Source organism: Bacillus safensis, from assembly GCF_039619585.1.
Taxonomy (GTDB): Bacteria; Bacillota; Bacilli; order Bacillales; family Bacillaceae; genus Bacillus; species Bacillus safensis.
In genome coordinates, this window is sequence record NZ_CP154909.1 from 1,435,025 (window position 1) to 1,458,833 (window position 23,809).

25 protein-coding genes and 1 other annotated feature are annotated in these 23,809 nt (G+C 43.3%); all 25 genes read left to right on the forward strand.

Annotated elements, in window-relative coordinates:
• Positions 1–6: 6 nt before the first annotated feature.
• The gene (locus tag AAYR28_RS07310; protein WP_024424247.1) at positions 7–438 is read left to right on the forward strand and encodes a transcriptional regulator GutM; all 432 of its coding nucleotides are present in this window, start codon (positions 7–9) and stop codon (positions 436–438) included.
• A gap of 18 nt (positions 439–456) precedes the next feature.
• Entirely contained in the window at positions 457–987 is a 531-nt protein-coding gene (srlA, locus tag AAYR28_RS07315; protein ID WP_024424246.1) for a PTS glucitol/sorbitol transporter subunit IIC, read from the forward strand.
• A gap of 13 nt (positions 988–1,000) precedes the next feature.
• Positions 1,001–2,011: a PTS glucitol/sorbitol transporter subunit IIB gene (srlE, locus tag AAYR28_RS07320; RefSeq protein ID WP_024426936.1), complete on the forward strand. Its 1,011-nt coding sequence runs from the start codon at positions 1,001–1,003 to the stop codon at positions 2,009–2,011.
• Between the two features lie 24 nt (positions 2,012–2,035).
• On the forward strand, positions 2,036–2,392 hold the full coding sequence (locus AAYR28_RS07325; RefSeq protein WP_007499733.1) for a PTS glucitol/sorbitol transporter subunit IIA: 357 nt from the start codon (positions 2,036–2,038) through the stop codon (positions 2,390–2,392).
• A 131-nt stretch (positions 2,393–2,523) separates the two neighbouring features.
• On the forward strand, positions 2,524–3,300 hold the full coding sequence (locus tag AAYR28_RS07330) for an ABC transporter ATP-binding protein (protein WP_345808963.1): 777 nt from the start codon (positions 2,524–2,526) through the stop codon (positions 3,298–3,300).
• Positions 3,301–3,379: 79 nt separating this feature from the next.
• Positions 3,380–3,616, forward strand: a complete 237-nt coding sequence (locus AAYR28_RS07335; protein ID WP_008344958.1) for a YlmC/YmxH family sporulation protein — start codon at positions 3,380–3,382, stop codon at positions 3,614–3,616.
• 211 nt (positions 3,617–3,827) lie between these two features.
• Entirely contained in the window at positions 3,828–4,691 is an 864-nt protein-coding gene (pgeF, locus tag AAYR28_RS07340) for a peptidoglycan editing factor PgeF (RefSeq protein WP_029707668.1), read from the forward strand.
• 6 nt (positions 4,692–4,697) lie between these two features.
• Positions 4,698–5,387: a YggS family pyridoxal phosphate-dependent enzyme gene (locus tag AAYR28_RS07345; RefSeq protein ID WP_327825852.1), complete on the forward strand. Its 690-nt coding sequence runs from the start codon at positions 4,698–4,700 to the stop codon at positions 5,385–5,387.
• A gap of 1 nt (position 5,388) precedes the next feature.
• Positions 5,389–5,847, forward strand: coding sequence for a cell division protein SepF (gene sepF, locus AAYR28_RS07350; protein ID WP_024424241.1), 459 nt, complete (start codon positions 5,389–5,391; stop codon positions 5,845–5,847).
• Positions 5,848–5,853: 6 nt separating this feature from the next.
• Positions 5,854–6,135: a YggT family protein gene (locus AAYR28_RS07355; RefSeq protein WP_024424240.1), complete on the forward strand. Its 282-nt coding sequence runs from the start codon at positions 5,854–5,856 to the stop codon at positions 6,133–6,135.
• Between the two features lie 53 nt (positions 6,136–6,188).
• Positions 6,189–6,965: an RNA-binding protein gene (locus AAYR28_RS07360; protein ID WP_345808964.1), complete on the forward strand. Its 777-nt coding sequence runs from the start codon at positions 6,189–6,191 to the stop codon at positions 6,963–6,965.
• Between the two features lie 26 nt (positions 6,966–6,991).
• Complete coding sequence (locus tag AAYR28_RS07365; RefSeq protein WP_008344947.1) at positions 6,992–7,486, forward strand: DivIVA domain-containing protein; 495 nt, start codon at positions 6,992–6,994, stop codon at positions 7,484–7,486.
• A 59-nt stretch (positions 7,487–7,545) separates the two neighbouring features.
• Positions 7,546–7,782, forward strand: a binding site (T-box leader).
• Positions 7,783–7,841: 59 nt separating this feature from the next.
• The gene (gene ileS / locus AAYR28_RS07370) at positions 7,842–10,607 is read left to right on the forward strand and encodes an isoleucine--tRNA ligase (protein WP_046310879.1); all 2,766 of its coding nucleotides are present in this window, start codon (positions 7,842–7,844) and stop codon (positions 10,605–10,607) included.
• 160 nt (positions 10,608–10,767) lie between these two features.
• Entirely contained in the window at positions 10,768–11,142 is a 375-nt protein-coding gene (locus tag AAYR28_RS07375; RefSeq protein ID WP_024424237.1) for a TraR/DksA family transcriptional regulator, read from the forward strand.
• 94 nt (positions 11,143–11,236) lie between these two features.
• Positions 11,237–11,704 carry a signal peptidase II gene (lspA, locus tag AAYR28_RS07380; protein WP_024424236.1) on the forward strand — a complete coding sequence of 156 codons (468 nt, stop codon included), beginning with the start codon at positions 11,237–11,239 and terminating at the stop codon, positions 11,702–11,704.
• On the forward strand, positions 11,701–12,615 hold the full coding sequence (locus tag AAYR28_RS07385; protein WP_024426940.1) for an RluA family pseudouridine synthase: 915 nt from the start codon (positions 11,701–11,703) through the stop codon (positions 12,613–12,615). Before lspA ends, AAYR28_RS07385 begins: the two co-directional genes overlap by 4 nt.
• A 170-nt stretch (positions 12,616–12,785) precedes the next feature.
• Positions 12,786–13,328, forward strand: coding sequence for a bifunctional pyr operon transcriptional regulator/uracil phosphoribosyltransferase PyrR (gene pyrR, locus AAYR28_RS07390; RefSeq protein WP_024424234.1), 543 nt, complete (start codon positions 12,786–12,788; stop codon positions 13,326–13,328).
• A gap of 155 nt (positions 13,329–13,483) precedes the next feature.
• Positions 13,484–14,812 carry a solute carrier family 23 protein gene (locus AAYR28_RS07395; RefSeq protein WP_025092549.1) on the forward strand — a complete coding sequence of 443 codons (1,329 nt, stop codon included), beginning with the start codon at positions 13,484–13,486 and terminating at the stop codon, positions 14,810–14,812.
• Positions 14,813–14,942: 130 nt separating this feature from the next.
• A complete protein-coding gene (locus tag AAYR28_RS07400) occupies positions 14,943–15,866 on the forward strand; it encodes an aspartate carbamoyltransferase catalytic subunit (RefSeq protein WP_061109814.1) in 924 nt (307 codons plus the stop codon).
• Positions 15,850–17,136, forward strand: a complete 1,287-nt coding sequence (locus AAYR28_RS07405; RefSeq protein WP_061109815.1) for a dihydroorotase — start codon at positions 15,850–15,852, stop codon at positions 17,134–17,136. The genes AAYR28_RS07400 and AAYR28_RS07405 overlap by 17 nt, the downstream gene beginning before the upstream one ends.
• Positions 17,133–18,227, forward strand: coding sequence for a carbamoyl phosphate synthase small subunit (locus AAYR28_RS07410; RefSeq protein ID WP_024424230.1), 1,095 nt, complete (start codon positions 17,133–17,135; stop codon positions 18,225–18,227). The genes AAYR28_RS07405 and AAYR28_RS07410 overlap by 4 nt, the downstream gene beginning before the upstream one ends.
• Positions 18,212–21,427, forward strand: a complete 3,216-nt coding sequence (gene carB, locus AAYR28_RS07415; protein WP_075611367.1) for a carbamoyl-phosphate synthase (glutamine-hydrolyzing) large subunit — start codon at positions 18,212–18,214, stop codon at positions 21,425–21,427. Before AAYR28_RS07410 ends, carB begins: the two co-directional genes overlap by 16 nt.
• Complete coding sequence (locus tag AAYR28_RS07420) at positions 21,424–22,200, forward strand: dihydroorotate dehydrogenase electron transfer subunit (protein ID WP_217008581.1); 777 nt, start codon at positions 21,424–21,426, stop codon at positions 22,198–22,200. Before carB ends, AAYR28_RS07420 begins: the two co-directional genes overlap by 4 nt.
• Entirely contained in the window at positions 22,194–23,126 is a 933-nt protein-coding gene (locus AAYR28_RS07425; RefSeq protein ID WP_034281714.1) for a dihydroorotate dehydrogenase, read from the forward strand. The genes AAYR28_RS07420 and AAYR28_RS07425 overlap by 7 nt, the downstream gene beginning before the upstream one ends.
• On the forward strand, positions 23,098–23,802 hold the full coding sequence (pyrF, locus tag AAYR28_RS07430; protein WP_217008582.1) for an orotidine-5'-phosphate decarboxylase: 705 nt from the start codon (positions 23,098–23,100) through the stop codon (positions 23,800–23,802). Before AAYR28_RS07425 ends, pyrF begins: the two co-directional genes overlap by 29 nt.
• The last annotated feature ends 7 nt before the right edge of the window (positions 23,803–23,809 follow it).

Below are 23,809 nucleotides of genomic sequence, written 5' to 3' on the forward strand. Positions count from 1 at the left end.
GAAGCTATGGAAAAATTAGCAATCGTACTTTGTATCATTCTCATTGTGCAGTATGGGTTATCTTTTATTCAAATCAAGTATTACCGCAAAAGCATGGACTCACTGATTGATGACTACAGAGGGAAACAGGGCTATCACTTATTTTCAGGAATGGAACGGCGCAAAGTTGGCCCTGGGGCCATTGCGCTCATCATTGTGGATGAATCGTATATCATTCAAAAATGCCATGTGCTTGGCGGCGTGTCGATCTTATCTAAATTTAAAGAAGTCCCTGCATATGAAGGCAAGCATGTAGGGGCTGTGCTGGACGAGCACCATATGATGAAGAAGACGTTGAAAAAGCGCAAAAAAGCGCCAGCTGTCATGCAAGCTCTTTCCATGGCGGCTGAGCAGGCACTTGTCTCAATTTCGAAAAAAAATATAACAAATGTGAACTAAAGAAAGGGGAGATGAAACATGGAATGGATTCAATGGTTTGGAGAGCACTTTATCGGAATGTTTGAAGCCGGCGGAAAGCAGTTCATGGGTCTAATTACAGGTATCGTTCCAACGCTTGTTGTGTTACTTACTTTCACTTATGCTGTCATGAAATTTATTGGAGAAGAGCGAGTGAATAGAGCCATTCAGTTTGCAGCGAAATATACCATTTTGCGCTACACGTTAATGCCGATCTTATCTGTTCTTATTTTGACAAACCCAATGGCTTATACGTTTGGCCGCTTCTTACCTGAAAAACAAAAACCAGCATTCTATGATTCAGCTGTTTCATTTGTTCATCCGGTGACATCACTGTTCCCGTATGCCAACGCAGGAGAACTATTTGTCTACTTAGGAATTGCGAACGGGATTAAAGAAGCTGGATATTCAATGTCAGAGCTTGCTGTTCGTTACTTCTTAGTCGGGATCGTCGTCATTTTACTACGCGGAATCATTACTGAATGGATTACAAAATATTTAGCAGGAAAAATGAAAGCGAATTCACAATAGGGGAGGGTTAGACATGACAAACCACAAAGTATTTGTTGCAAAAGGTGCTGGCGGATGGGGAGAAGGCTTAGAGCTTGAACCAACTGGTAAAAGAAGAAAGGTTGTTTCCATTACAGGGGGAGGCATTCACCCGGTTGCACGTAAAATTGCAGAAATGACAGGGACAGAAGCATGTGACGGCTTTAAAAACTCTATACCAGAAGATGAAATGATGTGTGTTGTCATTGACTGCGGTGGAACAGCGCGAATCGGACTTTATCCAATGAAACGCATTCCTACTGTAGACGTTTTGGCATCCTCTCCTTCTGGGCCGCTTGCTAAACATATTACAGAAGATATCTTCGTATCAGGCGTAACAGAAAAAGATATTTCCTATGCAGAAGCATCTGATGGTGAGGCGAAAGCAGAAGGTCAGGAAAACAGTGAGTCGATTGACAAAGAGAATTTCAAAGAAACGTATGCAAAGCTGAAAGAGGAAAATATTGAGCGGCAGGAAAAAGGCAATTTCCTGATGAGGTTCTCACGCGGAATCGGGAAAGTCACCGGTACGTTCTACCAGGCCGGCCGTGATTCTGTTGATATGCTTTTGAAAAACATTATTCCTTTCATGGCATTTGTCAGTATGTTAATTGGAATTATCAATTATACAAAAATCGGTGACCTGATTGCCCATTTTCTATCACCTTTGGCAGGATCTCTTTGGGGGCTCTTACTGCTCGTTGTGGTCTGTACACTGCCGTTCCTATCACCTGTCTTAGGACCTGGAGCAGTCATTGCCCAAGTCATCGGTGTTCTGATTGGTAGTCAAATTGCACTAGGAAACATTCCGCCTCAATTTGCACTTCCTGCACTATTTGCCATCAACGGCCAAGTAGGGTGTGATTTTATTCCAGTGGGGCTGTCACTTGGTGAAGCGAAGCCGGAAACGGTACAATATGGGGTACCAGCTGTTTTGTATAGCCGTCTTATTACAGGGGTTCTATCTGTTGTGATCGCATACGTTGCCAGCTTCGGTATGTATTAAGTATTAAAGGAGGAATCGAGATACATGGTAACACAATCTGTCGTAAAAGAAATTGGGATCTTAGTCCCTCAATTTAAAGAAGATAAGCTGATTGTTTTATTTGGACCCGCAGCGCCGCAGGAATTAAGAGATATGTCTGTCATTCATGAGTTCGAGCATCTAGAAGAAGAGCCGCTGAAGCTGGGCGGAACCATTCAAGTGGGCGATCAAACGTACACGATCACAGCCCTCGGCAATAAAGCAAATGATAACTTTAAAGAGCTCGGCCATATTTCGATCTACTTCCAAGAACCGTTTGATGATGTATTACCAGGTGCTGTTTTTGCATCCCCGCACACGTTTCCTGATATAAAAGAAGGCGTACGAATTGAAATTTCGTAACCATGTAAAAAAAAGCTGTTCCTAATAAGGAGCAGCTTTTTTATATGAGGTTTACCGGAAAGAGCATTTACGATATGCTGTAAACATTCATTATTTGTATATTCGGAATTTTTAATCAGGAGGAAGTTATGGTGTCACTTGAATTGAAGAATGTTTCATTAAAAAGAAATGGGAAATGGCTGCTGCAGTCTATTGACTGGCAGGTGAACAAGCAGGAACACTGGGTGCTTTACGGTTTAAATGGTGCGGGAAAAACCGCTTTATTAAATATGCTCTGCTCTTATTATTTCCCCACGTCAGGCGAGATGACAGTGCTGGGACATGTCTTTGGCAAGGAAGCTCTTGGTGAAAAGCTCAGGAGGAAAATTGGTCTCATCTCAGCGGGACTTGAAAAGAAATTGCATAGAGACGACAATGCTTTTGAAATTGTACTTAGCGGCGCATTTGCTTCTATCGGGCTTTATGAAACCCCGACAGATGAAATGAGAGAGAAAGCCATTGATCTATTAAAAGCATTTGGTTCATTCAAATATGCCAACAGAACATATGAAACCCTCTCACAGGGAGAGAAGCAAAAAGTCTTGATTGCGAGGGCTTTAATGAATGGTCCGCAGCTTTTGATTTTAGATGAACCTGTGACGGGTCTTGATTTTTTAGCAAGAGAGCAAGTGCTGGAGACCATCTCATTTATTGCAGCAAAGCCTGATGCGCCTACTTTGCTCTATACGACCCATCATGCAGAGGAGATTCTGCCTGTTTTTCAGCACACCTTATTATTAAAAGATGGATCTGTTTTTGATCAAGGAGAAACGAAAGAAATGATGACAAGCGGCTTGCTTTCTTCTTTTTTTGAATGTCCGGTAGATGTCATGTGGAGAAATGGCCGTCCGCATTTAAGTAAATTGTAGATAAAAGAAACTATTGGTCTGCGTCCCTGCTTTTCCATCATACATATTATAGTAGAAAACGAAAGGCGGGGAAGGACAGATGATCAGTATTTCTGAATTCCAAATCAAGGATGTCGTCGATGTATCCAGCGGAAAAAAACTAGGCACCATTGGGGACATTGATATTAATGTGACAAGCGGCAAAATACAAGCGATTATTATTGGCGGCACAGGGAAAATGATGGGATTTTTCGGAAAAGAAGAGGAAATGATCGTCCCTTGGCGAAATATAGTAAAAATTGGCGAAGATGTGATACTTGTCCGATTGTCTTCTTAATTCATATAACTCCTCAATGAATCATTCAATTTTTCCTTAAAACAAACTCTCCATTCTCAGCAAACAATGTCTTTTTCGGGTAAAAAGATTACGTTTTCATATCAATTTGAAAAAAAACCTGCAGAAAGGGCACATTTGAGTGTAATATTTAATGAATCCCACTAACTGTCTATGCATGTCTTGTGGTAAAATAGGAGCGATATAAAGAGAGATGAATGAAAGGTGGGAGGCAGCTTTGACACACAAATATGACCCCTTTCAGCAGAAATCACCATATGCAATGACCATTCATGATTGGACGAACATGACATGTTCTGGAAAAGAGGTATTGGCCGGATTTACGACAAAAAATGGCGGCTTCAGCCTACCTCCATATCAATCATTGAACACTGGACTCCATGTAGGAGATGATGCTTCTAGTGTTCAAATGAATCGTCAAGTCATAGCAGATGCTGCTGCTGTGCCGCTCTCTGATTGGGTGTTTGCAGACCAAACACACGAGGATCGCATCCTGAAAGTCACCAAGGAGCAAAGAGGAAGAGGAAGTCTTCATTATCATGAGGCACTGCCTGGTACAGACGGTTTATATACCTCTGAGACGAACATGATGCTCGCTCTTTGTTTCGCTGATTGTGTTCCGCTTTATTTTCTAGCTCCGCAAAACGGATTAATTGGAACGGCTCATGCCGGCTGGAAAGGAACCGTCAAGCAAATTGGTGCAAAGATGGTTGATGAATGGGTCCGCCAAGAAGGTGCCAAGGCCGATCATATTCAAGTCGTCATTGGACCGTCCATTGGCAGCTGCTGCTACATAGTCGATGACGCAGTCATGGATCAAGTGAAACAGCTTCCTTTTTCAACAGAGGATGTGTATTCCGAGATTTCACAAGGACAATATAAAATTGATTTGAAAACATTAAACAAAAACGTATTGCTTCATGCAGGAATAAAAGAAGAAAACATACATGTCAGTTCGATGTGCACAAGCTGCAATGATCAGCTATTCTTCTCACACCGGCGTGATCAAGGCAAAACAGGACGTATGATGTCTTTTGTCGGGTTTAAGGAGGCATAAGTGCAATTGAATGTACGAGAGAATCTCAGACAAATAAATGAACAAATAAACGAAGCATGTAAAAGAGCCGGTAGACATCCAGCAGATGTATCGGTCGTTGCTGTGACAAAGTATGTCTCAATTGAACGAGCACAAGAAGCCAAAGAAGCAGGAATTATGCATTTTGGTGAAAATCGTGACCAAGGGTTACTTGAAAAGCAGGCGGCCATAACCGATGAAAACATTAGCTGGCACTTCATCGGCAGTTTACAAACACGTAAAGTGAAATCTGTCATTCAGACAATTGACTACTTACATTCGCTCGACAGGATGTCTCTTGCGAATGAAATTGAAAAAAGAGCGGATCACACAGTTCGCTGTTTTGTACAAGTGAACACGTCACTTGAGGAGTCAAAACACGGCTTGAAAAGTGAAGACGTCATTCCATTTGTGAAGCAGCTCGCTGATTTCAAACAGATTGAAATTGCTGGACTGATGACGATGGCTCCATTTACAGATGATCACACTGTGATTCGAAACTGTTTTAAAACATTAAAAAAACTTCGAGAAGAAGTAAAACATCTTAACCAAGTAAATGCACCTTGTCAGCATTTATCGATGGGCATGTCAAATGATTTTGAAATCGCAATTGAAGAAGGTGCGACATTCGTTCGGATTGGCTCTTCACTTGTTGGAAATGAAACAGGAGGTGCGTGACATGAGCATAAAAAATAAGTTTAAAAGCTTTTTCACTCTCGACGATGAAGAGTATGAGTACGAATATATTGATGAAGAAAGAGAACCCGTTCAAGAAGAAAAAGGAACGAAGGACAAAGCAGCATTTCAAGATCGTCCGCAGACAGGAAAACAAAATGTTGTCAGCTTGCAAAGCGTGCAAAAATCCTCTAAAGTGGTGTTAAGTGAGCCGCGTGTTTATGCAGAAGCGCAGGAGATTGCAGACCATATTAAAAACAGACGTGCAGTCGTCGTGAATTTGCAGCGCATTCAGCATGATCAAGCAAAGCGAATCATTGACTTCTTAAGCGGAACTGTTTATGCAATCGGTGGAGACATCCAGCGTATTGGCTCGAATATATTCCTCTGCACACCTGATAATGTAGATGTATCTGGCACAATATCAGAGCTATTGACAGAGGAAGAACCTCAGAGGTGGTAAATCATAGTGATTCTAAATTTCATTTTTAATATTTTAGGAACGGTATTAACGATTTACTCATTCGCGATTATTATTTACATCTTTATGTCATGGGTGCCATCTGCAAGAGAAACTGTGTTTGGCCGTTTTCTGACAAATATTTGCGAACCGTATTTAGAACCATTTCGTAAAATTATTCCGCCAATCGGCATGATTGACATCTCGCCGATTGTGGCATTGCTTGTGATTCGTTTTGCATCATCATATGGACTAACTGGTCTTTACAATATGATTGTGCGCTTCATGTAAACAGGCTGCCGGGCTTGGCACTGCCAGGCTCTTTTACATAAGAGGGGAACAAAATGAGCGATATCTATCAGCATTTTAGAAAAGACGAACAGCCATTTGTTGACCAAGTGTTAGGCTGGAAAAAAATCGCACTCGACCAATATCGAATGAAATTAACAGATTTTCTTGATCCGCGTGAGCAATTTATTACTGAGTCCGTCATCCAGCATGGCGAAGAACTTGGGATCATGTTTTTTGGCGGGTATGAGGGAGCGGAGCGCAAAAGAGCTCTCATTTATCCTGATTATTTAGAACCTTCTATTCAAGATGTTGAGCTGTCATATTTACAGGTGAACTATGCGAAAAAGTTTATTTCCATAGAACACCCGAAGCTTCTCGGTTCATTGATTGGGACAGGCTTGAAGCGTCAAAAATTCGGAGATCTATTATTTTCAGAGGAAGATGTGCAATTTATTTGTACAAGTGATGTCGCCGATTTTGTGCGGGCGCAGCTGACACATGTCGGCAGAGCAGCCGTTTCATTAGAGGAAATCACGCAGGCAGAAATAAAGCCAGTGATCACGAAGACTGATATCAAAGAAGATACCATTTCTTCACTTCGGCTGGATGCTGTATGCGCTGCTGTCAGCCGTCAGTCTCGGCAAAAAGCACAGCTTTTAGTCAAAAATGGGCTTGTCAAAGTCAATTGGAAAGTCACTGAGGACCCTTCCTTTACAATCGGTGAAGGCGATCAGCTCTCTGTTCGGGGATTTGGCCGCTTTAGCCTCAAAACGATTGATGGGAAGACCAAAAAAGATAAATTCAAAGTAACATTTGAGCTTCTGACATAACGAACTTGAATCTGGAGGTGGCGAGGTTGCCATTAACACCTAATGATATTCATAATAAAACGTTCACAAAAAGCTTTCGCGGCTATGACGAAGACGAAGTAAACGAGTTTTTAAGCCAAGTACGTAAAGACTACGAGATCGTACTTCGTAAAAAGAACGAGCTTGAAGACAAAGTAAACGAGCTTGACGAAAGACTAGGTCATTTTGCAACAATTGAAGAGACATTAAACAAATCGATTCTTGTGGCGCAGGAAGCAGCGGAAGACGTAAAGCGTCATTCTGATAAAGAAGCAAAATTGATTATTCGTGAAGCAGAGAAAAATGCAGACCGTATTATCAACGAAGCGCTGTCAAAATCAAGAAAGATTGCAATGGAAATCGAAGAGCTGAAGAAACAGTCGAAGGTCTTTAGAACTCGCTTCCAAATGCTCATCGAAGCGCAGCTTGATCTTCTGAAAAATGACGATTGGGATCATTTACTGGAATATGAAGTAGACGCTGTCTTTGACGAAAAAGAATAAGCGCATCATCTTGACATGACGTGCTCATGTTGCATATAATACCATCATAAATTAACAAGAGATAAACGTTTGAAAGGGACACTCGCAGCTGTCACATGCGTAATAAAGCGAATCAGGGATGGTGGAAGCCTGACATTACGAGACGCTGCAATGAGATCACCCCTTTAGTTCCTTTTCTGAAAAAACCAGTAAGAAAAGGCGTCTGATCACGTTACGATTTTTGAGTGGATAAGCGGCTCTTTCATATCGCTTGTCTAAAAGGGTGGTACCGCGAGACAAGCCTTCTCGTCCCTTATGGGATGAGAGGGCTTTTTTTATTGTTTTTTAATCAGAATTTGCATGTGGAGGAATGGGTATGAACTACAAAGACACCTTATTAATGCCGAAAACAGAATTCCCGATGAGAGGGAACTTGCCGAACAAAGAGCCTGAAATCCAAGAGGAATGGGCAGAGAAAGACATCTATCAAATGGTTTTAGAGCGGACTAAAGGACGCCCGACGTTTATTTTGCATGATGGACCTCCATATGCGAATGGTGACATTCATATGGGGCATGCACTCAATAAAATCCTAAAAGATTTTATCGTCCGTTTTAAATCAATGAACGGGTACCATGCACCGTACGTACCGGGCTGGGATACACACGGGTTGCCAATTGAAACAGCTCTCACTAAAAATAAAAAAGTAAAACGCAAAGAAATGTCTACAGCAGAATTCCGCAAACTATGCGAGGAGTATGCTTGGAAGCAAATTGAAGGTCAGCGCAGCCAGTTTAAGCGATTAGGCGTCAGAGCAGACTGGGACAATCCATATGTCACATTAAAGCCTGAATACGAAGCGCAGCAAATTCTTGTCTTTGGTGAAATGGCGAAGAGAGGCTATATCTATAAAGGATTAAAGCCTGTTAACTGGTCTCCTTCAAGTGAATCAGCCCTCGCTGAAGCGGAAATTGAATATAAAGACAAACGTTCACCATCGATTTACGTTTCGTTTAAAGTAAAAGATGGCAAAGGCGTTCTTGAAAACGGCGAACAATTCATTATCTGGACAACAACACCTTGGACGCTTCCTGCAAACCTTGGCATTTGTGTTCATCCAAACTTAGAGTACAGTGTTCTTCAAGTAGGTGCTGAGCGATATGTTGTCGCATCTGAGCTCGTTGAACAAGTGGCAAAAACGCTTGGCTTTGAAGAGTATGAAGTCGTGAAAACATTAAAAGGAAAAGAATTAGATAACGTCGTTGCAGAGCATCCGATTTATGGTAGAGATTCTCTTGTGATGCTTGGCGACCACGTGACAACTGATGCGGGAACTGGCTGTGTTCACACAGCACCAGGCCACGGGGAAGATGACTTTATTGTCGGTATGAAATACGGTCTTGATGTGCTCTGTCCAGTAGATGAAAAAGGTGTGATGACAGATGAGGCGCCTGGTTTTGAAGGACTATTCTACGAGGATGCCAATAAAGCCATCACAGAACAGCTTGAAGCAAAAGGTGCGCTGAAAAAGCTCGACTTTATCACACACTCCTACCCGCATGACTGGAGAACGAAAAAACCAACGATTTATCGTGCGACAGCTCAGTGGTTTGCATCCATTAAAGATTTTAGAGAAGCGTTATTAGACAATATTAAAGAAACAAAATGGGTTCCAGCATGGGGAGAAACACGCCTGTTCAATATGGTGCGTGACAGAGGTGACTGGTGTATTTCAAGACAGCGTGTATGGGGCGTTCCAATTCCAGTCTTTTATGCGGAAAATGGTGAGCCGATCATCACGGACGAAACCATTCAGCATGTATCTCAATTATTTAGAGAGCATGGCTCGAATATTTGGTTTGAAAAAGAAGCAAAAGAGCTATTGCCAGAAGGCTTTACACATCCAGGCAGCCCGAATGGTGAATTCACAAAAGAGCAGGACATCATGGATGTATGGTTTGATTCCGGGTCTTCTCACCAAGCTGTTTTAGAAGAAAGGGATGACCTAGTCCGTCCGGCAGATCTTTATCTTGAAGGCTCTGATCAATATCGCGGCTGGTTTAACTCCTCTTTATCAACAGCAGTTGCTGTTACTGGAAAAGCACCATATAAAGGGGTCCTAAGCCACGGCTTTACGCTTGATAAAGAAGGACGTAAGATGAGTAAATCATTAGGCAATACGATTGATCCAACGAAGGTCGCGAAGCAGCTTGGTGCAGAAATTCTTAGACTTTGGGTATCTTCTGTCAACTATCAAGCCGATCATCCAGTGTCTGATGATATTTTGAAACAAGTAGCAGAAGTCTATCGTAAGATCCGTAACACCTTCCGCTTCCTGCATGGAAACTTATTTGACTTTGACCCAGCAGTTAATGCCGTGCCAGTAGAAGAGCTTCGCGAAGTGGATCAATACATCATGATCAAATTAAACAAATTGATTGATAAAGTGAAAAAAGCTTATGATGATTACGAATTTGCGGTCGTCTATCATGCGATTCACAATTTCTGTACGATTGAGCTCAGCTCTTTCTATCTCGATTTTGCAAAGGATGTCGTCTACATTGAGCATGCCGATCATCCAGACCGCCGCAGCATGCAGACGGTCTTCTACGAAACATTAATGGCATTAGTGAAGCTGACTGCACCAATTCTTCCGCATACAGCAGATGAATTATGGAGCCACTTAAGCTTTGTTGAAGAGCCAAGTGTTCAGTTAACAGATATGCCAGAAGGTGTGCTAGTACCTCAAGCTGAAGCGACAGAAACGAAGTTTGACCGCTTTATGGAAGTACGTGACGATGTGCTAAAAGCGCTGGAGATTGCGCGTAACGAGAAAGTCATCGGACGTTCACTTGAAGCAAGTGTGACGCTTTATGCGACGGATGAAGTGAAAAACCTTCTTGCATCCATTAAAGAAGATGTGAAGCAGCTCTTTATCATCTCTGAATTAACGGTAGAAGATGAGCAGCATGCAGATACATCAGCGCCTGAATATACATCAGGACGAATTGTGGTTCAAAAAGCAGAAGGAGAACTGTGCGAGCGTTCCCGCATTATTTCAAAAGACGTTGGGGCAAATCCGAAATACCCAACATTGTCGCTGAAAAATGCTGAAATCGTGGAGAAATATTACCAGAATTAACAGTGCGATATCACAAGCTGGCGCCCCGTCATATGCGGGGCGTTTTCTTTTATGAGAAAATGACAGCGTTTAGAACGAAAGGAAAAATCTTATGGCTTTAAAGTGACCAGTCGGGGCAACAATATGATTATCACGACAGGGCAGGAGTTGAAATAGCGACATGAATGGCGATCTAGAGACGATTTACACGGAACTCCTTCAAATGAAAGAAGAGCTGCAATCTAAACTGTTTGAATACGCATCATTTCGTTCACCCGCTGAGCATGTCACATTGAATGAGGTCAAAACGACCACACTTCTTTATCACATCAAAGAAGAGCTACAAGATGTGTCTCTCGCTATTGCAAAAATTGAACAAGGAACCTATGGCATATGTGAGGCAACAGGAGATGTAATTCCGCTTGAACAAATGAGCATTCTTCCTACCGCCCGCACGGCTGACGACTTTTTATATCATAAGCAATACGAGAAAAAAGCATTCACTCCTTATCCTTACGAATCGAATGATTCTCATTTTGAAGCCTTCCACATGTAGGGAGGTTTTTGTCTGTCAACTAAAGTTTCTTTACTCCTTCCTGTTTTCTTGATAAAATGCTTAAAGATCAAAGTATGAAGATGGAGGAACGTGTGTGTTCTATTACATAATCGCATTCGTTATCATTTGTTTAGACCAATTAACAAAATGGCTCATTGTCAAAAATATGATGCTCGGTGATTCTGTTCCAGTCATTGATGGATTCTTTTATATCACGTCTCACCGAAATTCAGGAGCCGCATGGGGAATTCTCCAAGGGCAAATGTGGTTTTTCTATGTGATCACACTCGTTGTTATTGCGGGAATTGTTTATTACTTACAAAAACATGGACAAAAGGACAAGCTGCTGGGAGTAGCGCTGGCCTTAATGCTTGGCGGAGCGATCGGCAACTTTATTGACCGTATTTTCCGTCAGGAAGTGGTTGATTTTGCTCATTTCGTATTTGGGGATTATCACTACCCAATCTTTAATATTGCAGATTCTTCTCTTTGTGTAGGGGTTATTCTGCTCTTCATTCAAATGCTGTTAGATGGAAAGAAAAATAAGGAGTCAACTACATGAATCAAGTAAATATTGCCGTTTCAGAAGAACAAACGAGTGAACGGCTAGATAAATTTCTAAGCACGACAGAACCAGAATGGTCAAGAACCCAAGTCCAGCAATGGGTAAAAGATGGGCTGATCGAAGTAAACGGGAAACAAGTAAAGGCCAATTACAAAGTACAAGCTGGGGATCAAATCAAAGTGGAGATTCCAGATCCGGAAGCGCTAGATGTAGAAGCAGAACCAATGGATCTTGATATTTATTATGAGGATGCAGATGTGTTAGTCGTAAATAAACCACGAGGAATGGTCGTTCATCCAGCGCCGGGTCATGTGTCAGGAACACTTGTAAATGGACTGATGGCACATTGCAAAGACTTATCAGGGATTAACGGTGTGATGCGTCCTGGAATTGTCCACCGAATTGATAAAGATACGTCTGGGCTGTTAATGGTCGCGAAAAACGATATGGCACATGAGTCACTCGTCAATCAGCTGGTGGCTAAAACTGTTACAAGAAAGTATACGGCTGTTGTCCACGGTATTATCCAGCATGATACAGGCACAATTGATGCACCAATTGGCAGAGACAAAAAAGACCGTCAAAGCATGACGGTCACAAAAGAAAATGCAAAACAAGCCGTTACTCACTTTGATGTGATTGAACGCTTTAAAGACTTCACGGTTGTCGAATGCCGTCTTGAAACAGGAAGAACACACCAAATTCGTGTTCATATGAAATATATCGGCTACCCTCTTGCAGGAGATCCGAAATATGGGCCGAGAAAAACAGTCGATTTTAATGGACAGCTGCTGCATGCAGGTGTTTTAGGATTTGATCATCCTAGAACAGGAGAATATATCGAGTTTACAGCACCAATTCCAGCTGATATGCAGGCTTTTATCGATTCATTAAGAAATAACGATTGACAGGCCGTGCTTTTTCTGAAATAATAAACAAAGAAATTGAGATTCTTTAAAACAGTCCAGAGAGGCTGAGAAGGATAACGGATCAATTTGTGCACGCGTATGCACAAATGAACGCCCCTCTCTGCCCTTTGCAGAAGGGGCTTTTTATTTGTCAAAAAGAGGTGTAATAGATGGAACAAAAAGCAGTCATTCTTGATGAACAAGCGATTAGACGAGCGCTTACCCGAATTGCACATGAAATGATTGAGCGCAACAAAGGGATGAAGGATGTCATCCTTGCCGGGATCAAGACAAGAGGCATACATCTTGCAAAGCGCCTTGCAGAGCGCATCGAGCAAATTGAAGGGAATCCAGTCACTGTAGGTGAACTTGATATTACGCTATACCGTGATGACCTGACAAAAAAGACAGACAACCAAGACCCGCTTGTAAAGGGTGCAGACATACCAGCTGACATTAATGACAAAACACTTATTGTTGTTGACGATGTCCTGTTTACAGGCAGAACCGTCAGAGCAGCTATGGATGCCCTTGTGGATGTAGGAAGACCATCTTCCATTCAGCTGGCTGTGCTCGTTGACCGGGGACACCGGGAGCTGCCGATTCGAGCGGATTATATCGGGAAAAACATTCCGACTTCAAAAGCAGAGACAGTCATGGTTCAGCTCAATGAAGTAGATCAGAACGACCTTGTCGCTATATATGAAAAATAACCTTTTTAAATGCATTCCAGTGAGTTTGCAAAGAGGGCAATAACAGAGACACCGAGCACACGGCTAACATGACGTGTCCGGTTTATCTAGGCCTCTTTGCGCATACTCGCAAAGAGGCTTTTTTAATGAAAAAGGACACATCTAGGAGGAAAATCATGAGTCAGCAAAAAGCCAATTTAGGCATTCGAGATATCCCAAAACCATTCACATGGCTGTCACTTAGCCTTCAGCATTTGTTTGCGATGTTTGGTGCGACCATTCTTGTACCAAAAATCATTGATATGAGTCCAGCCGTCGCGCTCATCTCAAGCGGTGTGGGAACGATTGTATACTTAATTATCACAAGAGGACAAATTCCGGCGTATCTTGGATCGTCCTTTGCCTTCATCGCCCCCATACTGAATGTTAAAGCAACGGGCGGCCCTGGAGCCGCAATGGTTGGCGCCTTCATGGCGGGTGTCGCTTATGCACTCATCGCCCTGTTCATTAAATGGCTCGGCACAGGCTGGCTGATGAAGCTTCTGCCGCCGGTGGTCGTAGGACCAGTCATTATGGTCATCGGACTCGGACTCGCTGGAACAGCAGTCAACATGGCGATGTATGTTGATCCGAATGCCACCGAGCTAGTTTACAGCCTCAAGCACTTAATGGTTGCTGGCTTCACACTGGCTGTGACCATTATCAGTATGATTTTCCTAAGAGGATTCCTTAGCTTAATCCCAGTATTAATCGGCATCATCAGCGGCTATCTCTTTGCCTTAACTCAAGGCATTGTGAACTTCCAGCCGGTCATTGACGCAAAATGGTTTGCTGTACCAGACTTCGTCGTGCCATTTGTCGACTATACACCTGCTGTGACATTAAGCATTCTCACAGTGATGGTGCCGGTTGCATTTGTCACAATGTCTGAGCATATCGGCCACCAAGTGGTGTTAAGTAAGGTCGTAGGACAAGATTTTATTAAAAAACCAGGTCTTCACCGCTCCATTTTAGGAGACAGTGCGGCAACGATCTTCGCTTCACTTATTGGCGGACCGCCAACAACAACTTATGGAGAGAACATTGGCGTACTAGCCATCACAAGAGTGTTCAGTATCTTCGTCATCGGCGGAGCAGCGGTGTTTGCGATCTGCTTCGGTTTTGTAGGAAAAATATCAGCATTAATCAGTACAGTGCCGTCCGCGGTGATGGGAGGCGTTTCGTTTCTGCTCTTTGGAATCATTGCTTCAAGCGGTCTGAGAATTCTGATTGATCATAAGGTGAATTTTGAAGAAAAGCGTAATCTCATTATCGCATCAGTCATCCTAGTCATTGGAATTGGCGGGGCATTCATTGAGGTGAAACAAATCAATCTTACCCTATCTGGAATGGCACTTGCTGCGATTACGGGTGTCCTGTTAAATCTGATCCTGCCGCATCAAAAAGCAGAAGATGACAACTCAAATGAATCAAATACAGAAAACCTTTTAAAAGAAGTCCAGTGAGGCTGACAAGGGTTCTAAATGGAGCAGAATGCACGAAAGTGCCGCTGCTTCTTTTGGAGAACCCTAAGCTGCCGAGGCTTAGGGTTTTTTTGAACCTGAAAGTGATGAAAAACTAGAGGGGGAAGAAAAAATGAATGATTTATCGACAATGAGCAGCTTATCAAAAGAAGAGATATTACAGCTGATTGAAGAAGCAGCTGCACTCAAAAAGGGGAAACAAGAACATGGATTAGCCGGAGAATTTGTGGCAAACCTCTTCTTTGAACCAAGCACAAGAACACGTTTTAGCTTCGAAGTAGCCGAGAAGAAACTTGGGATGAATGTCCTGAGCTTAGATGCGGCTAGCACCTCCGTTCAAAAGGGCGAAACACTTTACGATACGGTAAAAACTCTCGAATCGATCGGAGTAAAGGCATGTGTGATCAGAGACAGCACCGATGAATATTATAACGAGCTGATTGGGAAGGTTGGAATTCCCATCATCAATGCAGGAGATGGCTGCGGACAGCATCCAACCCAATCACTGCTTGACCTCATGACCATCTTTGAAGAGTTTAGCGGCTTTGAAGGCTTAACGATTTCGATTCATGGAGACATCAAACATAGCAGGGTGGCAAGATCAAATGCTGAGGTTCTCTCAAGGCTGGGAGCGACAGTCCTCTTTTCAGGACCTGCTTCCTTCCAGGATGAACAAAACCCTCACGGAACGTATGCCCAAGTAGATGAAGCCATCGCACAATCTGATGTGGTGATGCTGCTTAGAATCCAGCATGAACGGCACGCTGAAAAAATGGGCAGTGAAGATTACTTATCAACTTATGGATTAACAGTAGACAGAGCAAACAAAATGAAAGAACGCGCGATTATTATGCATCCAGCACCAGTAAACAGAGGTGTTGAAATAGATGATTCATTAGTAGAGTCCAAGCAGTCAAGGATTTTCAAACAAATGGAAAATGGTGTTTATATCCGAATGGCCGTATTAAAAAGAGCTTTTCAAAATAGCACACTACATCAAAAAGGGAGAGATTCTGTCTATGTCATATCTCATTAAAAACGGTTTTATCTTAACAAGCACAGGTGAAAGAGTGCAGCAGGATATTAGGGTAAAAGGAAAAGTGATTCAAGCGATTGGTCACCTAGAAAGAGAAGACGGAGAAGAGGTTATTGATGCAGCAGGGCTATTTGTGTCACCAGGCTTGATCGATCTGCATGTGCATTTAAGAGAGCCGGGCGGAGAGAAAAAGGAAACGATTGAAACAGGCTCTAAAGCAGCCGCAAGAGGCGGATATACGACGATTGCAGCGATGCCGAATACAAGGCCGGTTCCAGATACAAAAGAGCAAATGGAATGGCTGATGAATCGAATCGAAGAGACCTCATCTGTGAGAGTGCTGCCATACGCCTCCATCACAACGAGGCAAATTGGGGAAGAGATGACGGATTTTGCAGCACTAAAAGAAGCAGGTGCCTTTGCTTTTACAGATGACGGTGTCGGCATCCAAACAGCAGGCATGATGTACGAAGCGATGAAACAGGCAGCAAGTCTTGATCAAGCGATTGTGGCGCACTGTGAAGATAACTCGCTCATTTACGGCGGGTGCGTTCATGAAGGAGAATTTTCAAAAGCAAATGGGTTACACGGAATACCGTCCATTTGTGAATCGGTGCATATTGCAAGAGATGTTCTTTTAGCAGAAGCGGCGAACTGTCATTATCATGTATGTCATATCAGTACGAAAGAATCTGTGCGGGTCGTACGCGATGCAAAAAAAGCAGGCATCCGTGTGACGGCTGAGGTGTCACCGCATCACCTGCTGTTGTGTGATACGGACATTCCAGGTCTTGATACAAATTATAAAATGAACCCGCCGCTCAGAGGAAAAGAAGATCGCGAGGCATTGATCGAGGGACTGTTAGATGGAACGATTGATTTCATCGCAACAGACCATGCGCCGCATACAGAAGAAGAAAAGAACGAAACCATGCAGCGTGCCCCGTTTGGAATTGTGGGACTTGAAACAGCGTTCCCGCTTCTGTATACACGATTTGTCAAAACAGGCGAATGGACATTAAAAGAACTCGTTGATTATATGACAATCAAACCAGCAGAAGCATTTTCCCTTCCATACGGAAAGCTTGAAGAAGGGCACATAGCTGATATCACACTTATTGATTTAAACAAAGAAATGGCAATCGATAAAACAAGCTTCTTATCTAAAGGGCAAAATACACCGTTTGACAAATTGACTGTATCAGGATGGCCGGTCATGACACTTGCATCTGGGAAAGTCGTTTATGAAGAGGGGAGACTAGTAAAATGAAGAGACGTTTAGTGCTAGAAAACGGAACAGTATTTGAAGGAACAGGCTTTGGCAGCTTAGAACCATCAGTCGGAGAAGTCGTCTTTAATACAGGGATGACGGGCTATCAAGAAATTTTATCTGATCCATCATACTGCGGACAAATTGTCACACTGACTTACCCGCTTATCGGCAACTATGGCATTAACCGTGATGATTTTGAATCGATCACACCGTTTGTGAAAGGGCTGATTGTGAAAGAGCTTTGTGAAAAGCCCTCAAACTGGCGCTCTTCATATTCACTCGATGAATATTTAAAAATGAAAAACATTCCGGGGCTGAGCGGAATCGATACACGGAAGCTGACTCGAATGATTCGAAGTGCAGGCACTTTAAGAGGGGCATTTGCAGGACCTGATGAACAAGTAGAAGACGTTGTCCGCCGCCTTCAAACATTGCAGCTGCCAACAGATCAAGTGAGTCAAGTATCTGTGAAAAATGCGTACCCAAGCCCAGGCAGAGGAAAAAGAATTGTCCTTGTCGATTTCGGCATGAAGCACGGTATTTTGCGCGAGCTCAATAAACGTGACTGCGACGTCATTGTGGTGCCATACAATATCACTGCAGATGAAGTGCTGCAGCTAAAGCCTGATGGCATCATGCTTTCAAACGGACCTGGAGATCCCGTGGATGTACCGGAAGCCGTTGAGATGATTCAGCAATTGATTGGAAAGGTGCCGCTCTTTGGAATTTGCCTCGGACATCAATTATTTGCTCTAGCGTGTGGTGCAAGCACAGAAAAAATGAAATTTGGCCACAGAGGATCAAACCATCCGGTGAAAGAACTAGCAACTGGCAAGGTGACACTGACGTCTCAAAACCACGGCTACACGGTTAGCAGTATTAACGAAGACGTGCTCGAAGTCACACATATTGCCCTAAACGACAATACGATTGAAGGATTAAAACATAAAGAAGCACCAGCATTCACTGTTCAGTACCACCCAGAAGCATCACCGGGTCCAGAAGATGCAAACTACTTATTTGACCAGTTCATGGAAATGATTCATACGACTGAGAAAGAAGGGGAAGAAGTATGCCAAAACGCGTAGACATCAAAAAGATTTTAGTAATCGGATCAGGTCCTATCATCATCGGTCAGGCAGCGGAGTTTGACTATGCAGGCACACAGGCTTGCTTAGCGCTAAAAGAAGAGGGCTATGAAGTCGTTCTTGTCAACTCTAACCCTGCAACCATCATGACAGATACAGAAATGGCTGATAAGGTATACATCGAACCACTGACACCAGAATTTTTAACACGAATCATTCGAAAAGAACGCCCTGATGCAATCTTACCAACGCTTGGCGGGCAAACTGGATTAAACCTTGCAGTTGAATTATCAGAGCTTGGCGTATTAGCTGAATGCGGCGTTGAAGTACTCGGTACAAAGCTGTCAGCCATCCAAAAAGCAGAGGATAGAGATTTATTCCGTAATTTAATGAATGAACTAAATGAGCCAGTACCAGAAAGTGAAATCATTCATAACCTTGAAGAAGCGATGGCGTTCACGGATCAAATCGGTTTCCCTGTCATTGTCAGACCAGCCTATACATTAGGCGGAACGGGCGGCGGTATTTGTACAAACGAGCAAGAACTGAAGGAAATCGTTGAAAACGGTCTGAAGCTTAGCCCAGTCACACAATGCTTACTTGAAAAAAGCATTGCCGGCTTTAAAGAAATTGAATATGAAGTCATGCGAGACAGCGGTGACCATGCAATCGTTGTTTGTAACATGGAAAACTTTGACCCTGTCGGCATCCATACAGGTGACAGTATTGTTGTAGCACCAAGCCAAACGTTAAGTGACCGAGAATATCAGCTGCTTCGAAATGTGTCGCTTAAGCTGATCCGTGCACTTGGCATTGAAGGCGGCTGTAATGTTCAGCTGGCACTTGATCCAAACAGCTTTCAATACTATATCATCGAGGTAAACCCGCGTGTGAGCCGTTCATCTGCGCTTGCGTCAAAAGCGACAGGCTATCCAATTGCCAAATTGGCAGCGAAAATTGCTGTCGGCTTAACGCTTGATGAAATGATGAACCCAGTCACAGGTAAAACCTATGCAGCCTTCGAGCCGGCACTTGACTATATCGTTTCAAAAATACCGCGCTGGCCGTTCGATAAATTTGAATCTGCGAACAGACGTCTTGGTACGCAAATGAAGGCAACTGGTGAAGTCATGGCAATCGGCCGCACATTAGAAGAGTCTCTTCTAAAAGCTGTACGTTCACTTGAAGCCGATGTGCATCACATTGAATTAAAAGATGAAGCAGACATCACAAATGAAGTGCTTGAAAAGCGGATTATCAAAGCGGGAGACGAACGATTATTTTATATCGCTGAGGCACTTAGAAGAGGCTATACAGTCGAACAAATACATGAATTCTCAAAAATTGATTACTTCTTCCTTCATAAGCTGGAAGGCATCATCGCCTTTGAGAAGACATTAAAAGAAAACAAAGGCAATACAGACGTATTAAAAGAAGCGAAAGAAAAAGGCTTCTCAGATATCTACATTAGCCGCGAGTGGAATATGAACGAAGCGGATGTCTACAAGCTAAGACAAGAAGCAGGCATTGTACCTGTATACAAAATGGTGGATACATGTGCGGCAGAATTTGAATCAGAGACACCTTATTTCTACAGCACATATGAAGATGAAAATGAATCAGAACGTACAGACAAGAAAAGCGTTATCGTATTAGGTTCAGGTCCTATCCGAATTGGCCAAGGGGTTGAATTTGATTATGCGACTGTTCACTCTGTGTGGGCAATTAAACAAGCAGGCTATGAAGCGATCATTATTAACAACAACCCTGAAACAGTCTCAACAGACTTTAGTATTTCAGATAAGCTCTATTTTGAACCACTCACTGTAGAAGATGTCATGCATATCATCGACCTTGAACAGCCTGAAGGAGTCGTCGTTCAGTTCGGCGGACAAACGGCGATCAACCTAGCAGATGAATTGTCAAATAGAGGGGTTAAAATTCTTGGAACTTCCCTAGAAGACCTAGACCGCGCAGAAAACCGGGACAAGTTTGAACAAACGTTAGAAACACTTGGTGTGCCGCAGCCTAAAGGGAAAACAGCAACGTCTGTGCCTGAAGCTGTAGCGATTGCCAATCAAATCGGCTACCCAGTCCTTGTCCGTCCTTCCTATGTATTAGGCGGCCGCGCGATGGAAATTGTGTATCAAGAAGCTGAGCTTCTTCACTACATGGAGAATGCGGTGAAGGTCAACCCGCAGCATCCAGTGTTAATTGACAAGTATTTGACAGGAAAAGAAATTGAAGTAGATGCCGTGTCTGATGGAGAAACTGTCGTAATCCCAGGCATTATGGAACACATTGAAAGAGCCGGAGTTCACTCTGGTGACTCGATTGCGGTCTATCCGCCGCAAACATTGTCTGAGGACATCAAAGCAAAGATCGCAGAATACACGATCAAGCTTGCAAAGGGACTCAACATTATTGGGCTTTTGAACATTCAGTTTGTCCTATCAAAAGGTGAAGTGTATGTACTTGAAGTGAACCCGCGATCAAGCCGGACGGTTCCTTTCTTAAGTAAAATTACAGGCATCCCGATGGCAAACCTTGCGACAAAAGTCATCTTAGGAGACAAGCTCAAAAATTATGGCTACGAAGAAGGGCTTCATACAGAGCAAGAAGGGGTGTACGTCAAAGTTCCAGTCTTCTCTTTTGCAAAATTAAGAAGAGTGGATATTACACTCGGGCCTGAAATGAAATCAACAGGTGAAGTCATGGGGAAAGATGTCACGATCGAAAAAGCCCTATATAAAGGATTGATTGCATCAGGCATTCAAATTCCTAATGACGGAACAGTTCTTCTGACAGTGGCTGATAAGGATAAAGAAGAAGGACTTGAGATTGCAAGAAGATTCCATTCGATCGGCTATCATATTTTAGCAACAGAAGGAACGGCGAATTATTTAAAACAAGCCTCCATTCCATCAAGTGTGGTCGGCAAAATTGGAGAAGAAGGCAAAAATCTTCTTGATGTCATTCGAAACGGGGAAGCCCAATTCGTGATCAACACATTAACAAAAGGAAAACAGCCAGCTAGAGACGGCTTTAGAATTAGACGTGAATCTGTTGAAAACGGAGTGGCTTGCTTAACGTCACTAGATACAGCAGAAGCCATTTTAAGAGTGCTAGAGAGCATGACATTTAGAGCGGATGAAATGCCAGAAGTGAAAACGAATGCTGAGGTGACAGTAACGATATGAAAAAAGCATACTTGACGGTCGTCTCGAACCGAGAGATCGCTGATCATATTTACGAAATGACATTAAAAGGTGACCTTGTGGACTCCTTTCAAACGGCTGGACAATTTCTTCATCTAAAGGTCAGTGAATCCATGACACCGCTGCTGAGAAGACCGATCAGTATTGCCAACATTCATGCCGAGCAAAAAGAAGCAACCATCATTTACCGCGCAGAGGGTGAGGGCACAAAGCTCCTCTCCCAAAAGCGGGAGGGAGAATCAGTCGATGTATTAGGGCCGCTTGGAAACGGGTATGATCCTTCAGTCGTCAAGCCCGGAGAGACGGCATTACTAGTCGGCGGCGGAATTGGCGTACCGCCTCTATATGAGCTGTCCAAGCGTTTAACGAAAAAAGGCGTCATCGTAAAGCATGTCCTCGGCTTTCAATCGAAAAAGGATGTATTTTACGAGGAGAAATTTCAAGCACTCGGCGATACATTTATTGCAACGGTTGATGGCACATATGGTGCTAAAGGCTTTGTAACAGATGTGATAAAAGAGCAAAACCTGAGCTTTGATGTGCTGCTTTGCTGCGGTCCAACACCTATGCTAAAAGCGCTGAAAGACACGTATCCTGATAAGCCTGTCTACATTTCAATGGAAGAACGAATGGGCTGCGGGATTGGTGCCTGCTTTGCATGTGTCTGTCATACCGATCAGCTTGACAAACCTTACGTTAAAGTGTGTCTTGATGGACCTGTTTTTAAAGCAGAGGAGGTGGCATTGTCATGCTAAACGTTGAGTTACCGGGATTATCTTTAAAGAATCCAATTATCCCTGCATCAGGCTGCTTTGGATTCGGGAGAGAATTTGCATCCTTATATGACCTATCATTACTGGGCGGTATCATGATCAAAGCCACAACCCTTGAACCGAGATTTGGCAATCCAACTCCAAGGGTTGCTGAGACAGGAGCTGGTATGCTCAATGCAATCGGCCTTCAAAACCCAGGTCTAAAAGGCGTACTTGAAAATGAATTGCCTTGGCTTGAGCAATTTGATACGCCTATTATTGCGAATGTTGCTGGCTCACAGGTTGAAGATTATGTTGAAGTAGCCAAGCAAATCAGCCAAGCAAAAAATGTTCATGCCCTTGAACTGAATATTTCTTGCCCAAATGTTAAAACTGGCGGAATCGCCTTTGGTACAGATCCAAATATGGCAGCATCATTGACAAAAGCAGTCAAGGACGTCTCTTCTGTACCTGTCTATGTCAAGCTGTCACCTAACGTAGCCAATATTGTAGAGATTGCTCAAGCGATTGAAGCTGCTGGAGCGGATGGACTCACCATGATTAACACATTAATTGGGATGCGTTTAGATTTAAAAACGGGGAAACCCATCCTTGCCAATAAAACAGGCGGATTATCAGGACCAGCTGTCAAACCTGTCGCTGTGCGCATGGTGCATGAGGTGAGTCAAGCGGTTTCTATTCCGATTATCGGGATGGGCGGAGTGCAAAGTGCTGAAGATGTACTTGAATTTTTACTAGCAGGTGCAAGTGCAGTAGCTGTCGGTACAGCCAATTTTGTGAATCCATTTATTTGCCCGGAAATCATTGAAGAGCTGCCAAATGTGTTAGCAGCATATGGTTATTCATCTGTAGAGGAATGTATCGGAAGGAGCTGGAAACATGAAGCACTTGCCCATCATCGCGCTTGATTTTCCTTCAGGACAGGAGGCGCTTACCTTTTTAGATCCCTTTGAAGGGACACCATTATTTGTGAAGGTCGGCATGGAGCTGTTTTACCAAGAAGGACCTGCCATCCTTGAAGCGCTGAAAGAAAAAAATTGCCGCATTTTTCTCGATCTAAAATTACATGACATTCCAACAACGGTGCAAAAAGCGATGAACCGGCTTGCCGCACTTGGCGTTGACTTGGTCAATGTGCATGCGGCTGGCGGGAAACGAATGATGCAGGCTGCGTTAGAGGGACTTGAAAGCGGAACTCCTGCTGGACAAAGCCGTCCGGGCATTATTGCAGTGACCCAGCTGACTAGTACGTCTGAAGACATGATGAGAAAAGAATTACTCATTGACCGTCCGCTGCAAGAGACTGTTATCCGGTACGGACAATTAGCATATGAAAGTGGGCTGGATGGGGTTGTTTGCTCTGTTCATGAATCTAAAGCACTTCATGAACATATCTCACCCTCCTTTCTCACTGTAACGCCAGGTATTCGCTTACCAAATGATCAAACTGATGACCAAAAACGTGTGGCGACACCTGCCTATGCAAAAGAGCAAGGTGTTTCACAAATTGTTGTCGGGAGATCAATCACAAAAGCTGATAAACCAATAGAAGCCTATCATCAAATTTTGAAAGAGTGGGAGTGACTGCCAG

Excerpts from the sequence above, each read along its gene's own strand:
- srlE (WP_024426936.1), top strand. The coding sequence starts at position 1,001 with ATGACAAACCACAAAGTATTTGTTGCAAAAGGTGCTGGCGGATGGGGA.
- AAYR28_RS07310 (WP_024424247.1), top strand. The coding sequence starts at position 7 with ATGGAAAAATTAGCAATCGTACTTTGTATCATTCTCATTGTGCAGTAT.
- pgeF (WP_029707668.1), top strand. The coding sequence starts at position 3,828 with ATGAATGAAAGGTGGGAGGCAGCTTTGACACACAAATATGACCCCTTT.
- ileS (WP_046310879.1), top strand. The coding sequence starts at position 7,842 with ATGAACTACAAAGACACCTTATTAATGCCGAAAACAGAATTCCCGATG.
- srlA (WP_024424246.1), top strand. The coding sequence starts at position 457 with ATGGAATGGATTCAATGGTTTGGAGAGCACTTTATCGGAATGTTTGAA.
- AAYR28_RS07410 (WP_024424230.1), top strand. The coding sequence starts at position 17,133 with ATGAAGAGACGTTTAGTGCTAGAAAACGGAACAGTATTTGAAGGAACA.
- AAYR28_RS07325 (WP_007499733.1), top strand. The coding sequence starts at position 2,036 with ATGGTAACACAATCTGTCGTAAAAGAAATTGGGATCTTAGTCCCTCAA.
- AAYR28_RS07335 (WP_008344958.1), top strand. The coding sequence starts at position 3,380 with ATGATCAGTATTTCTGAATTCCAAATCAAGGATGTCGTCGATGTATCC.
- AAYR28_RS07395 (WP_025092549.1), top strand. The coding sequence starts at position 13,484 with ATGAGTCAGCAAAAAGCCAATTTAGGCATTCGAGATATCCCAAAACCA.
- carB (WP_075611367.1), top strand. The coding sequence starts at position 18,212 with ATGCCAAAACGCGTAGACATCAAAAAGATTTTAGTAATCGGATCAGGT.
- pyrR (WP_024424234.1), top strand. The coding sequence starts at position 12,786 with ATGGAACAAAAAGCAGTCATTCTTGATGAACAAGCGATTAGACGAGCG.
- AAYR28_RS07385 (WP_024426940.1), top strand. The coding sequence starts at position 11,701 with ATGAATCAAGTAAATATTGCCGTTTCAGAAGAACAAACGAGTGAACGG.
- AAYR28_RS07420 (WP_217008581.1), top strand. The coding sequence starts at position 21,424 with ATGAAAAAAGCATACTTGACGGTCGTCTCGAACCGAGAGATCGCTGAT.
- AAYR28_RS07360 (WP_345808964.1), top strand. The coding sequence starts at position 6,189 with ATGAGCGATATCTATCAGCATTTTAGAAAAGACGAACAGCCATTTGTT.
- AAYR28_RS07405 (WP_061109815.1), top strand. The coding sequence starts at position 15,850 with ATGTCATATCTCATTAAAAACGGTTTTATCTTAACAAGCACAGGTGAA.
- AAYR28_RS07375 (WP_024424237.1), top strand. The coding sequence starts at position 10,768 with ATGAATGGCGATCTAGAGACGATTTACACGGAACTCCTTCAAATGAAA.
- pyrF (WP_217008582.1), top strand. The coding sequence starts at position 23,098 with ATGAAGCACTTGCCCATCATCGCGCTTGATTTTCCTTCAGGACAGGAG.
- sepF (WP_024424241.1), top strand. The coding sequence starts at position 5,389 with ATGAGCATAAAAAATAAGTTTAAAAGCTTTTTCACTCTCGACGATGAA.
- AAYR28_RS07425 (WP_034281714.1), top strand. The coding sequence starts at position 22,194 with ATGCTAAACGTTGAGTTACCGGGATTATCTTTAAAGAATCCAATTATC.
- AAYR28_RS07400 (WP_061109814.1), top strand. The coding sequence starts at position 14,943 with ATGAATGATTTATCGACAATGAGCAGCTTATCAAAAGAAGAGATATTA.